The organism is Maribacter sp. 2-571 (genome assembly GCF_050589625.1).
GTDB lineage: Bacteria > Bacteroidota > Bacteroidia > Flavobacteriales > Flavobacteriaceae > Pelagihabitans.
The window spans coordinates 90,343-103,983 of the sequence record NZ_JBNGOP010000004.1; the positions used below are offsets into that span (position 1 = coordinate 90,343).

At 48.4% G+C, this 13,641-nt stretch carries 7 protein-coding genes; 4 read left to right on the plus strand and 3 right to left on the minus strand.

Annotation, left to right across the window (positions count from 1 at the left end):
* Nucleotides 1–6 precede the first annotated feature (6 nt).
* The 3 genes from ACRD7P_RS04325 to ACRD7P_RS04335 form a co-directional block, all read right to left on the minus strand.
* Nucleotides 7–4,782 (minus strand): beta strand repeat-containing protein, encoded by a 4,776-nt coding sequence (locus tag ACRD7P_RS04325; RefSeq protein WP_430906277.1) that lies wholly within the window; start codon nt 4,780–4,782, stop codon nt 7–9.
* A 289-nt stretch (nt 4,783–5,071) separates the two neighbouring features.
* A complete protein-coding gene (locus ACRD7P_RS04330; protein WP_430906278.1) occupies nt 5,072–6,223 on the minus strand; it encodes a gliding motility-associated C-terminal domain-containing protein in 1,152 nt (383 codons plus the stop codon).
* A gap of 1 nt (nt 6,224) precedes the next feature.
* On the minus strand, nt 6,225–8,624 hold the full coding sequence (locus ACRD7P_RS04335) for a hypothetical protein (protein ID WP_430906279.1): 2,400 nt from the start codon (nt 8,622–8,624) through the stop codon (nt 6,225–6,227).
* 501 nt (nt 8,625–9,125) lie between these two features.
* Here ACRD7P_RS04335 and ACRD7P_RS04340 point away from each other — a divergent pair.
* The 4 genes from ACRD7P_RS04340 to ACRD7P_RS04355 all read left to right on the plus strand — a co-directional run bounded on the left by ACRD7P_RS04340 (nt 9,126) and on the right by ACRD7P_RS04355 (nt 13,598).
* Nucleotides 9,126–9,896, plus strand: a complete 771-nt coding sequence (locus ACRD7P_RS04340; RefSeq protein ID WP_430906280.1) for a carboxypeptidase-like regulatory domain-containing protein — start codon at nt 9,126–9,128, stop codon at nt 9,894–9,896.
* Nucleotides 9,883–10,653 carry a carboxypeptidase-like regulatory domain-containing protein gene (locus ACRD7P_RS04345; RefSeq protein ID WP_430906281.1) on the plus strand — a complete coding sequence of 257 codons (771 nt, stop codon included), beginning with the start codon at nt 9,883–9,885 and terminating at the stop codon, nt 10,651–10,653. The genes ACRD7P_RS04340 and ACRD7P_RS04345 overlap by 14 nt, the downstream gene beginning before the upstream one ends.
* Before the next feature lie 62 nt (nt 10,654–10,715).
* Nucleotides 10,716–11,234 carry a DUF6702 family protein gene (locus ACRD7P_RS04350; protein ID WP_430906282.1) on the plus strand — a complete coding sequence of 173 codons (519 nt, stop codon included), beginning with the start codon at nt 10,716–10,718 and terminating at the stop codon, nt 11,232–11,234.
* A gap of 60 nt (nt 11,235–11,294) precedes the next feature.
* Nucleotides 11,295–13,598 carry a M1 family metallopeptidase gene (locus tag ACRD7P_RS04355; RefSeq protein ID WP_430906283.1) on the plus strand — a complete coding sequence of 768 codons (2,304 nt, stop codon included), beginning with the start codon at nt 11,295–11,297 and terminating at the stop codon, nt 13,596–13,598.
* The last annotated feature ends 43 nt before the right edge of the window (nt 13,599–13,641 follow it).

The window sequence follows — 13,641 nt, forward strand, 5'->3', positions numbered from 1 at the left end:
ATTTTTTTAAAGATCAAGAACCGTAAACATAAATTCGGAATCGAAACGACTTCTATCGGTTCCGCCATTGTCGTTATCGCCAACGATTACCTCAAAACTGGAATTGGTTTGGTTGGTGTATGATATCCCCGGGTCGTCATTCCCGGCGCCACCTCTTCCCGGTTGTGAGAGTTGAATGATGTAATTGGCATCGGAAACGGTGCCCGAAGGTAAATTTACCCGATATCTTCCCGTTCCCAATTTGGTTACCGTAATTCCGGTGGTTACTTTGGTAAGCCCCCCAGCGGCCGATATCTTTCCAAAGGCTTTAATTGGACTTTCGTAAAAAGCGCCACCGTTTGCGCCTGCGGATATGCTGTTGTTCGTTTCTGCACCGATGACGTTCGCGGTTTGGGAAGCGTTGTCCTCGTTGGTGTAGGTAATCGTACCGGTTGCCGTGGCTTGACTTAGGTTTGTCGTTGTCTCGGTAGTGGCAGGTAAGGTCACACTATTACCACCGGTACCTGTAATACTTAAAGTATTCCCCGATAGGGATAATGTTTGAATTTCGTTGGTAGTACTGGCATCGACCTCGGTAAAAGTGTTGGCTATGATGTACGGGTCTCCGGTGATCCCGGTCCCTGATACTGAAATATCACTACCTGCGGTGACCAGGGTTTCCGAACCGTTGGCGGTAGGCAGTGTCACGCTATTCGATCCCGTTGCGGGATTGGTAAGGGTCAAGGTGTTGCCCGAAAGATTAAGGTCCGTAAGTTCGTTGGTAGTACTGGCATCGACTTCGGTAAAGGTGTTGGCGATGATGTACGGGTCTCCGGTAATCCCGGTCCCCGATACGGAAATATCACTACCTGCGGTAACCAGGGTTTCCGAACCGTTGGCGGTGGGCAGTGTCACGCTATTCGATCCCGTTGCGGGATTGGTAAGGGTTAAGGTGTTGCCCGAAAGATTAAGGTCCGTAAGTTCGTTGGTAGTGCTGGCATCGACCTCGGTAAAAGTGTTGGCGATGATGTACGGGTCTCCGGTAATCCCGGTGCCCGATACCGAAATATCGCTACCTGCGGTGACCAGGGTTTCCGAACCGTTGGCGGTGGGCAGTGTCACGCTATTCGATCCCGTTGCGGGATTGGTAAGGGTCAAAGTGTTGCCCGAAAGGCTGAGGTCCGTAAGTTCGTTGGTGCTATTGGAGTCGCCATCCTGAATATTGATAGTGGTATTGTTTCCTCCTGAAATTTCAATGCTCACGGACTCATTTGCGGTAACCACCGAACTGCTCAGATCTTGATTATCCGTTCCGACCGCTGAGGCCGCCACCCAATCCGTACCGGTAGCGGTGGAGGTCAATACTTGACCAGAAGTTCCGGCATCTCCATCCTTGTCCTCGAAACTTCCGTCGAGCCGCATGTTGCCCGCAACTTGCAGTGCTTCGTCCGGAACGGCCGTACCGATACCGACATTACCGGTAGCATCGATTCGTAACGCTTCGGTCCCCGCAGTACTAAAACCAAGTTGATCGTTGGCGGCCCGGAACATTCCCGAATTACCATCATTGTTAAAGCGATAGGAGGGCGCGTTTGCGGTACCGTCGGCATTGGCAAAGGATGTTGCCCTAACTTGACCGGTAACCTGTAATTTGTGCGTAGGCGCATCGGTACCGATACCCAAACGGTTGTTTGTACGGTCCCAAAAAAGTTGTCCGTTGTTTTCATCAGGTTCTCCCGAAGTTCCAGCGAAAAATACCGATCCCGTGGTTCCGGTATGGTTAAGGGTATTGGGGTCTGCCCAGGCCAATGTTCCCGAAGTATTGGTGGTCAGTACTTGTTCGTTCGCGCCAGGGGTAATCTCTAGGGTTACATTCCCTAAAAGGGCATTGGAATCCCCACCGACCGTTAGACTGGCGGAAGAAATATTTCCGTCCCCCACAGCGGTAACCGGATCGATTTCCAAAGAACCGTCAGCGGCTTGTGTCAATCCTGTACCGGCAACATTGGCGTTGATCTTGGTTCTGTCTATGGCATCGTCCGCTATGGAAAGGCCAACGTTAGCAAATGTTGCGTTCGTTCCTCCGGTTACCGTGATTCCGGTTCCGGTAACATTTCCGGCAGCAAGTCCATCGACATAGTTTTTGGTAGCAACGTCTTGCGGATTTACGGGGTCATTTACGCTAGTGATACTATTACCGCCCATGGTAAGGGGGCCGGTCATGGCATCGCCGATAATATTGACATATCGGGCATCCGCGGTAGAAAGGTCCGTGGTCACTTCTTGCCATCCGGTAGCATCATCATAGATAAAAGCCACCCCGTTCCTATCTGAATTTGGTGCTACTTCTCCCGATACGATGTATACATCGGCATCTGTTCCGGTCGCCGGTAAATCTGCTTCCAAACCGGTGCTGACGCTGGATAGTACTACGGCCACGTTACCGTTTGCGGCAGGGCTAACACCATTCACACTTCTTACGATATTTGAAATGGTAGTGGTACCACCTCCTTCGTCGGAATAGATTAACGTACTTTCTGCTCCTGCGGGACTGCTCAGCCCGGTAATGGTTTCATCGATTTCAACGGAGGTCCCGTCCGCTTCCGTTACCGTAGCGATGCGGTTACCATTGATAAGGTTGGTTATTTCAAAAGATGCGATTTCACTGTCGACATAGGTCTTTACCGCATTCTGGGTCGGGAACAGTGCATCGGAAGTTCCGAGCGCGGTATCGGTGGATTTGTTGGCAGTGTCCTCCTTTAGGGCTATGGCGTTGGTATTGGCGGTGATGTCAGCGGATTCCTCAAGTGCGGAAAGGTCCGCGCTAAAGGAGGTGGTCCCCTCATCTACGGTCAGGTCGGTACCATCAAAGCTTACCCCTGTGATATCGTCGTCCGCTGTTGCGGTGATTTGCCCGTCCACATAGGTTTTTACGGCGTTCTGTGTCGGGAATAACAAATCGGAAGCGCCAAGGGCCGTGTCCGTAGATTTGTTTGCAGTATCCTCTTTTAGTGCTATTGCCGTTGTATTGGCGGTAATGTCCGCGGATTCCTCGAGAGCGGAAAGGTCCGCACTAAAAGAGGTGGTCCCCTCATCCACGGTCAGGTCGGTACCGTCGAAGGTGACGCCCGTGATGTCGTCATCGGCGGTTGCGGTGATCTGTCCGTCCACATAGGTCTTGACCGCGTTCTGTGTTGGGAACAGTGCATCGGAAGTTCCGAGCGCGGTATCGGTGGATTTGTTTGCGCTGTCCTCCTTAAGGGCTATTGCCGCATCGGCGTCCGCTTCGTTGGTATCGACATCGGCCTGTACCGCAGCAATGGCGGCGTCCGCATCCGCCTCGTTGGCGTCCACATCGGCCTGAATGGCGGCCTCTGCCGCCGTGGCCCTTGTAATCTCGTTGTTGATGGCCGTGGTATTGGCGGTAATGTCCGCGGATTCCTCGAGAGCGGAAAGGTCCGCGCTAAAGGATGTGGTCCCCTCATCCACGGTCAGGTCGGTACCGTCGAAGGTGACGCCCGTGATGTCGTCATCGGCGGTTGCGGTGATCTGTCCGTCCACATAGGTCTTTACGGCGTTCTGGGTAGGGAACAGTGCATCGGAAGTTCCGAGCGCGGTATCGGTGGATTTATTGGCGCTGTCCTCCTTAAGGGCTATTGCCGCATCTGCGTCCGCCTCATTGGTATCGACGTCGGCCTGTACCGCAGCAATGGCGGCGTCCGCATCCGCCTCGTTGGCGTCCACATCGGCCTGAATGGCGGCCTCTGCCGCCGTGGCCCTTGTAATCTCGTTGTTGATGGCCGTGGTATTGGCGGTAATGTCCGCGGATTCCTCGAGAGCGGAAAGATCCGCACTGAAAGAGGTGGCCCCCTCATCTACGGTCAGGTCGGTACCGTCAAAACTTACCCCTGTAATATCGTCATCGGCGGTTGCGGTGATCTGGCCGTCCACATAGGTCTTGACCGCGTTCTGGGTCGGGAAGAGTGCATCGGAAGTTCCAAGCGCGGTATCGGAGGATTTGTTTGCGCTGTCCTCCTTAAGGGCTATTGCCGCATCTGCGTCCGCTTCGTTGGTATCGACGTCGGCCTGAATGGCGGCCTCTGCCGCCGTGGCCCTTGTAATCTCGTTGTTGATGGCCGTGGTATTGGCCGTAATATCGGCGGATTCCTCGAGAGCGGAAAGATCCGCACTGAAAGAGGTGGTCCCCTCGTCCACGGTCAGGTCGGTACCGTCGAAGGTGACGCCCGTGATGTCGTCGTCGGCACCCGAAATGGCAAGATCGGTCGCAACTTTTAGCTCATCAATAGCTTCTTGAACGGTACTGGCGGAGAGGCCCGATGCCGTATTGTCAAAAGTATTTGATGCGGCCCGAGTATCCACCAAGATTATGGTACTGCCATTGTTTGTAAAGGAATAAGTGCTGTCGCCATTATCTGCCAAGGAAGCTTTGGAAATTGCGGACATGATTCCGGCCTCGTTGGTATATTCGAAAGAGCCATTACCATTATCCACTAAGGCCGTTACGGTTTCTCCAGCAGATACATTTACGCATAGGCTGCTCCAGCTTCCGTTGTTGAACTGGAATAAACAATTGTCATCGGTATTGTATACCAGACCACCGTTCAGCGGTGTTATGGCATTCATTTGGCTAGTATTCACGCGGGTTACTACAAACACCTTGGAGGCACTTTCCAATTCCATTATGGAAGCGGCATCTATGGTGTTAATATCGTCGCCTATCTTCACTTGGCCAAAGGCCATGGTAAAGGTGAATAGTACTACAATGGTTATTACTGATTTCATGGGGGGGTGGTTATACTATGGGAAAGTTATTTAAAATGCTACGGATACCTGAAATTATGTTGTGAAGGCCCGGAAAACATGTGTCAACGAAGGTGAAAAAGTGGTCAGTTGCCCTAGAGTTTTATGGAATTTCTTAGGAAAAAGGGAAGTGTAAAGTGATTTGGAAAGCTACTCTAAAGAGTGGTTAAATATAATATTCTTACATAATTTGTAAGAATAAAATCTAAAAAATAATTACCTGAACTTTAATTATGTAACGTAGGTTTCTTGCTTGCTCCGCAGCAAATTTCTACCGTCTGGCCGAAAGATACAAGAATCCTTGAAACTCCAAATCCAAATCATACAGATAGGCGATGTAAAAATATACTCCTGAAGGGAGTCCTTTTTCGGGGTTCATTGGTACATTGCCACTTGTAGCAAAACCATCGAACTCATCAACGTAGTTGGTTTTTTCAAATACTTTGAGTCCAAACCGATCGAAAATGAGCACTTTGTTGTTCGGCGACGCTTCCAGTTCAGGGATAACCAATGCATCGTTTCGGCCATCACCATTTGGAGTGACCAGATAGTTGCCCAAGTCCAAAGGTTCCAGCAGTTGGCCGCCGGTGCCGAAGGTTATGATTTCGTAATCGTCCGGAACAAATGTTTCCGATACGGCAATACCATTGGTAAGATCGCCGATTCCCGCATTGGTTCCCAAGCTAACCCATTGTCCCAAAGCTTTGCTCCACCCGACCGGTATGACCAAGGTGGGGTCATCTGTAAGTGCGCTAATATCGCTCTGTGCGTTCCAGCTGATTTCGATAGTAGAAGGGACGCTGCCTTCCAATCGCCAAAATTCCCGAGTGCTAATGTCTCCAAGGCTTACTTCCTTATTGGTGGTATTAAAACTGGTAGTAAAAGTGGAGGGGTTATTGGGATCTTCCGAAAAATAGGCACAGGAAGCAAAGGAATTTACGGCTTCCGATCTTAGAATAAGCGGACGTAGTTGCTCAAAATCCCCTACCGGAAAGGTGGTCTCGCTTTTTTGTGTAATACTGGCATACCCATCAACTTTATTGGTGTCACCCTCTCCATTATAAAAGCTATTTTCCAAAAAATTAAGGGATACGGAAGCATTGTCCCTTGGGGTCAAAACATTCCCGGAAATAAAATTGACATTATTGCTGGCGTTTACTGTTGTGCGGAGCACAGTGGCTACAAAGGTCGCGAATTCCACATCTGCAAAGGTCGTCGGTACCGCTCCGCTTACATCGATGGTGTTGTCTCCATAAAATCCGGCCAATCCCTCATTTTCGTCAAAAATACCGTTGTTGATCAAATCCGTATGAAAACCGAGTTTCCCTTCGTTATGAATGCGCAGGTTTCCGGAATTGTGCAATGCGGTCTGGGCATTGCCAAATAGGCCAAGGAAGAATAGAAGAGCTGTGATCTTTTTCATTTTACTTGATTAATTGCCATTCGGTACCATCACTTTGCAGCCATAATACCGCGGCACCATCTATTGTGTTTACTGTGCTGTTCCCAAAATCCCTGTAGGGAATGTTCAATCGCGTAGACACCCCACCCAAATCCTTAATGACCAAAATGGTTCCCAAATTAGTCTGTGCGCTGGGCAGTATCAATTGAGCGACGGTTTCTTCCAAAATAAGCGTATGGTCGTTTTCCCCGACCGCTACTTTTAGGTCCGAAACCCTGCGAATGGATGTTTTCTTTGCTCCGGAGGTTGACGTTTTTAATGGTGCTCCCGAATTTGGTTGCCGCCAAATAGGAGCGCCACTGTCCATTATCAAAATATATCCGTCAGGAATACCCGTTGTTGCCAATTTATTTGGGGTTATGCTGTCGTCTACTAGTTCGTCCGTTCCTACTGAATTAGCCGCAAGGTTCAAGGGATTGGTGGTGGTCCCGTCACCGTCGATTGCAGCGGTAGTGTTCACGGCGACCACTTGCGGGTCGTTCCATAGTACGTCCCCCGCGGCATCCGTGGTAAGTACCTGTCCGTCGGTACCTTCTGCTATCTTGTCCGGGGTCACGTTGTCGTCCACTATCTTCAATGTGGTCACCGCACCGTCTGCGATATCGAGTTCGTTCCCTAGGGTTCCGTCACCGTCGATTGCAGCGGTGGTGTTCACGGCGACCACTTGCGGGTCGTTCCATAGTACATCCCCTGCGGCATCCGTGGTAAGTACCTGTCCGTCGGTACCTTCTACTATCTTGTCCGGGGTCACGTTGTTATCTAAAATCTTCAATGTGGTCACTGCACCGTCTGCGATATCGAGTTCGTTCCCTAGGGTTCCGTCACCGTCGATTGCGGCGGTGGTGTTCACGGCGACCACTTGCGGGTCGTTCCATAGTACATCCCCTGCGGTATCCGTGGTAAGTACCTGTCCTTCGGTACCTTCTGCTATCTTGTCAGGGGTCACGTTGTTATCCAAAATCTTCAATGTGGTCACTGCACCGTCTGCGATATCGAGTTCGTTCCCTAGGGTTCCGTCACCGTCGATTGCGGCGGTGGTGTTCACGGCGACCACTTGCGGGTCGTTCCAAAGTACGTCCCCCGCGGCATCCGTGGTAAGCACCTGTCCTTCGGTACCCCCGGCTATCTTGTCCGGGGTCACGTTGTCGTCCACTATTTTCAATGTGGTCACTGCACCATCAGCAACTTGAAACTCGCTTCCGGTTTGTCCATTTCCCACAATCGTGACTTGATCTGCCAACTCCGTAGTTCCCCCTCCTGGTGTTACCGTCACCCATTCTACCTCACCACCGGCATTGGTGGTCAAAAATTGATTGGCGGTAGCGGATGGCGTTATGGTTAGCGGGTTGTCATCGCCATTTCCCGAGATAGTAGTGCCGTCCGTATTTACGGATCCCCCGCCACCCGTAGGTAAATTGTTCCATACCACTTCCAGGGCCGCATTGGTGGTCAATACCTGATTTGCCGTAGCGGACGGTGTTATCGTAAAGGGGTCGAGGTTGGTCCCTACGCCGCTTAGGGTTATTCCATCTACTTCTTCAACACTTTGGTTACCGCTCAAAACATCTTCAAGGGGTACCTCGTTTATACTTCCGTCAGGTCGTGATAGCCGTAACGTATTTCCCGTTATGGAGAGTATCTGTAATTCGTTCAACGGGTTTCCATCGGTATCGTTGGCGATGGCGGTGGTATTTAAGGCTATGGCATCCACGAGTGCTTGGTCATTATAAAAAGCAGCGTCATCACCGCCTAAACTCAGTACGTTTCCAGGGTCCGTACTCACGGGACTGGGCAAATCTGGGGCGGTTAAAAAGGGAACATCGTTGACAAAGGTACTCAAGGGCAATGCCTGTTGGTCGAGCGCGAAAGGCCCCACCGAATTTTCCCGTAATTGTGCCAAACCAACGGAATTGTCGGCCAATTGTTCGGTCTGAATGGAACCTGCGTTGATGTTATCGCCAAAAATAACGCCTTGGCCGATTTCAGCGCCCGTAATGGATCCCGGTGCTATTTCAATATTAGTACCTTCTGCCGTAGGTGTCAACAAAATGGTCGGTTCTCCACCGTCCGAAGCTTCTGCCGTAAGTTCTAAGGTGCTGTCGCAAAGGCTTATCCATTGTGTGCCGTTGTAATAGAATACACATTGGGCATCTGTGTTGTATACCACGGCGCCCCTGTCGGGTACAATGGCCTCCATTTCGTCGGTGGTAATACGGGTGATGATCAGGGCACCGGTACTACTTTCCAGTTCCAGCACTGCGGAAGGATCGATGGTCTGCGGGTTGTCGCCGATCTTTACCTGTCCTTGAAGCGATGAACTACCTAAAAAGCCTAAAAGAATAAACATTCTCAGTGTTCTCATAAACCAAGATTTGACACCCCTTTAACTTCGAAATAACACTATTAAATCGTTTCTTTTCCAGCTGTTCTTCCTTAAAAGGCCAGTCCTCAACCAAGTCGTGGACAAGTTTTTGCATTGAACAACTAAAAAATAATTCCATTTCTATACCTGCCATTTCAAAGCTAAGGTGGTATGACGTCATTTTTGCGGTTAGCAGGGTAGGCAAAAATAGGATTATCTGCCTATTTTTATCACAATATCCTCAAAATTGCCTCCTCATCCTGTTAAAAGGACGCTATTCCTCGTTAAACGGCGGACCGAATAGCGACGGTGAAAAAAAGAAAGGCATTTTTGGCCTCAAAAAGGCACATTTCTATCGCTTTTGAACAAATTAACAAAAGTTTAGATGCAACGGTTTTTTTATCCCCCCAACTTATATTTTCTTTAACAAAAGGAACGACGGGCTTAGAGCGATTCAATATGCCGGAAATAGCCTTTCGTTCAAATGGTAAACAGTTATAAATGAAAACAACTTCGGTACAATTTACCCTAGCATTATTTTTGATTATTTTATCGGTATCGGCCTTATGGTCGCAAGAAGATAGGGTGTTGTTGCGGGGACAGGTAATTTATAGGGACGTTAATGTTCCCAATGAAAACGTAATCAACGTAACGGCCGAAACCGCGACCATTACCGATGAGGACGGACGATTTGCAATAGCCGTCAAGCGCGATGACCAACTCGCTTTTACCGCGGTCAACTATCAGCTGAGTGTCATTACGATTACTACGGAGATTTTGGAAGCGAACCGCCTGGTGGTAGAGGTAAAGGAAAAAGTTACCGAGTTGGACGAGGTAATCGTTACTCCCGAAGACCAAGAGCGTTTTATTGAGATGAAAAATGACGAGTTTGCGCAGTTTAAAAAGTATGAATATGAGATCGATCGCTCTTCTAAAGTAGAAAATATTGCCCGTTCCCAGTCCGAACGCGGTATGCAGGACGGTTTGAACTTTGTGAACATCTTTAAGGCCATTGTAAAGGCATCATCCAAAAACAAGGAGGAAAAGAGACCGGAAATAAAATTGAGCAGTGTATTACGTGAGGTATATGACGATGAGTTTTTTGTATTGGATCTAAAACTACCCCAAGATAAGATCGACGGTTTTTTGGTGTATATCGATACAAAGTCCCCTGCCCAGTCCTTGCTTAAAAAGGATAATGAGTTTCAGCTCATCGATTTCTTGGTGACCCATAGTAAAACATACTTGGAGGGGTTGAATGCAAAAAATTAAGGTTTTTGTTTTCTTGATCTTTTTAGGTCATATGCTCGGGGCACAAACTTTCGAACCCCAAGAATTGAAAGGGCGGGTGTATAGCGTAGATGGTGATGTTGCCGCTACCCATGTGCTCAACATGACTTCCAAAAAAGCCGCTATTACCGATATCGATGGTTTTTTCTCCATTACGGCCAAATGGAACGATACGGTCGTTTTTTCTGCGGTGCAATACAAAAAGAAACAGATCGTGATAACGCTCTCCATGCTGGAAAGCAGTTTTTTGGCGGTGCCCTTGGAAGAATCGGTTACCGAACTTGACGAGGTGGTGGTAATGCCCTATAATCTTACGGGGGATATGAAACGTGATGCCGATCGCTTAAGGACCGATCCGGTAGTTACCGCCAGTACCCTAGGCCTGCCGAATGCCTACGTGAAAACGCTTACCCAAAGTGAACGGGCACTGGCCACTGCCAGAGACCCAAGGAGTGTCGACTTTTTGTTCAATGCCCTTTCGGGAAGGACCAAACGTTTAAAACGGTTGGTCGGTGTAGAAAAAAAGTATGCAAGAACCCAAAGGGTGCGTGCTTTTTACCCGGACTCCGTACTGACATCCGAATTGAAGATTCCGGCCGAAAAGATTGCCGATTTCATGTACTTCTGCGAAATCGATGCTTCCTTTCAAGCAGCGGTCGATGCTAGGGACCGTTTGCTAATTTGGGAGCATATGCGAAAACGGAGTATCCTTTACAGAAAGAACAATACTTTGGAATGAGTGTCCGTGATTTGGGGAGTATCGGTTTGAAACACCGCATGCAATTTGTTTACCTTTGATCAATGGCGAAAATGAAAACCCTATTTCGAAAAATACCGATACTATTAATACTGCCCCTTTTGGCTTTTGGTACCGCACACAAATTCTACCTTAGTGTGACCAATATCGAGTATTCCAAAAAAGATAATGCCCTACAGATAACGACTCGTTTGTTTATTGACGATATGGACCGATTGCTTTTGGAGCGCTATGGCATTCATGCCAAACTGGGAACGTCGGAAGAATCGGCCGTTGTCCAAGAATACTTGGAAACCTACCTCAGGGAAAAATTCTCGGTAGCAGTAAACGGGAACGAAACCCCCTTTGTTTTTTTGGCCGAGCAATATGAAAATGACGTTATGGTCTGTTATTTGGAGGTGAACAAGGTATCCCTCGAGGAGGTAGAAACCATTGCCGTTCGCAATGCCGTATTGACCGACCTTTTTGAAGAACAGCAAAACGTTGTCCATTTTAAAATTGCGGGGACAAAAAGGAGTTTTGTGTTGATGAAAGAGAATAATAAAGGAATGTTAAACTTATAACATTCGTTAACAGATTCTTTAAAAAATTTTAATTTCCCATTTCAAAAATTTATACGACAAATGATTCGATTCAAACAGGTATTGGTATCCTTTTTTATGGTTGCAGGATTTTCGTTGGTCGCCCAGGAGGCGCCGAAGGAAAAGGAATCCGGACATACCAATCAAAGTAGCTTTAAGCAACTATATGAGGAGTTTTCAACGCCAAACACGTATCGCTCTGCCTCTGGCGCACCGGGTCACGAGTATTATCAACAACAGGCCGATTATGTAATGAACGTTGTGCTTGACGATCAGAACCACCGACTGTATGGCGAAGAAACGATTACCTATACCAACAACTCGCCCGACGATCTGGAATATCTGTGGGTACAATTGGATCAAAACGTTCGTGCCAAAGATTCCAAGGCCCGTTTGAAAAACGGTGAAGGTATTCCCGCTTTTGAAACTCCCGGTGGCTTTGCGGGCAAATATATTACCGAGCCTTTTGATGGCGGTTTCGTAATCGACCATGTAAAAGATGCGGCTGGCAACGCCCTACCGTACACCATCAATTTTACCATGATGCGTATCGACATTCCAAAACCGTTAAAAAGTAAGGAGCAGTTGTCCTTTAGCATAAAATGGAACTATAATATTCCCGATCATACCGTGGACAGGGCCCGTTCGGGCTATGAGGAGTTTACCGATGGCAATAGAGGGTATGTCATCGCCCAATTTTTTCCAAGGATGGCGGTCTATAACGATGTGGAAGGCTGGCAAAACCATCAGTTTTGGGGCAATGGGGAGTTTGCCCTTACTTTCGGGGACTATGAGGTGAACATTACGGTACCAGCCGACCATGTTTTGGATGCCACCGGTACCTTGCAGAACCGTAAGGAAGTATTTTCAAAAGAAATGTTGAGCCGTTATGAAAAGGCTAAAAAATCCTATGACAAACCTGTGATCATCGTATCCCAAGCAGAAGCGGAGGCCGCTGGAAAAGGATTTTCAAAGAAAAAGAAGACCTGGAAGTTTAAGGCAAAAAATGTACGCGACTACGCTTTTGCCAGCTCTAGAAAGTTTATTTGGGACATGCAGGCCGTAAAGGTCGGCGCCAAGGACGTAATGGCGGTATCGCTCTATCCTCCCGAGGGAAACCCCTTATGGGAAGAGTATTCCACAAAGGCCGTGGCACATACCTTATTGTCCTATTCATCACATACGTTCGATTATCCCTACCCCAAGGCCATATCGGTCCATGCTAAAAACCAAGGTATGGAGTACCCGATGATCTGTTGGAACTATGGAAGGCCCAACGAAGACGGGAGCTATTCCGATCGGGTAAAATACGGGATGATCAGTGTTATTATTCACGAGGTCGGACACAACTTTTTTCCAATGATCGTGAACTCCGATGAACGGCAATGGGGTTGGATGGACGAAGGGTTGGACACCTTTATGCAGTACTTGGCGGAACAGGAGTTTGGTGAAAAATTCCCAAAGGCGATAGCCCCTTATCCAAAATATCCCTCCAGAAGGGGCGACCCGGCCAAGATAGTGCCCTATATGGCCGGTGATCAAAGTACGATCGCCCCGATCATGTCCAATCCGGAAAATGTATTTCAATTGGGCCCCAACGCCTACGGAAAACCAGCTACGGCATTGAATATTTTAAGGGAGACCGTTATGGGCCGTGAATTGTTCGACCATGCTTTCAAAACCTACTCTAAAAGGTGGATGTTCAAACATCCTACCCCCGAAGATTTTTTCAGGACCATGGAGGACGCTTCGGCCGTAGATCTCGATTGGTATTGGAGAGGGTGGTTTTACACCACGGATTATGTGGACATAGGGGTTAAGGATATCGAAAAATATTACGTTTCGAACCGGCCGACGAAAAAGATGCGCGATTATTTGGCGTCCCGAAACATTACCGAGGCCGATATGCCTCCGATGGTATATCTTGACAATGAAAAGAGCGATGGTTTTGACGCGAGTTTAAAGGGTAAAAAACCTACGGAAAGTTCCAAATCGTTGCAGGCTTTCCTTATGGATAATTTTGACGCCGCGGAAAGGGCAAAATTAAAGGAGCCCAAGTATTTTTACAAGGTAACTTTTGACAAACCCGGAGGAATACCGATGCCGATCATCGTTTCGTATACCTATGCCGACGGAAGTTCCAAGGACATTACCTACCCCGCTGAAATATGGAGAAAGAACAATAAGGAAATCAGTGTGGTCGTAGCCTCCCAGGAAGAACTTACGGGCATTGTGATCGATCCAAAGGCCGAGACCGCCGATATTGATCTTACCAACAATACATGGCCCCGAAAAGAGGTTCCTTCGGAATTTGACAAGGTCAAGCAAAGTGTTAAGGGCAAGTAGTGCCCTAGGCAGTATCAAGATGAAGGCCCCGTTTAAATCGGGG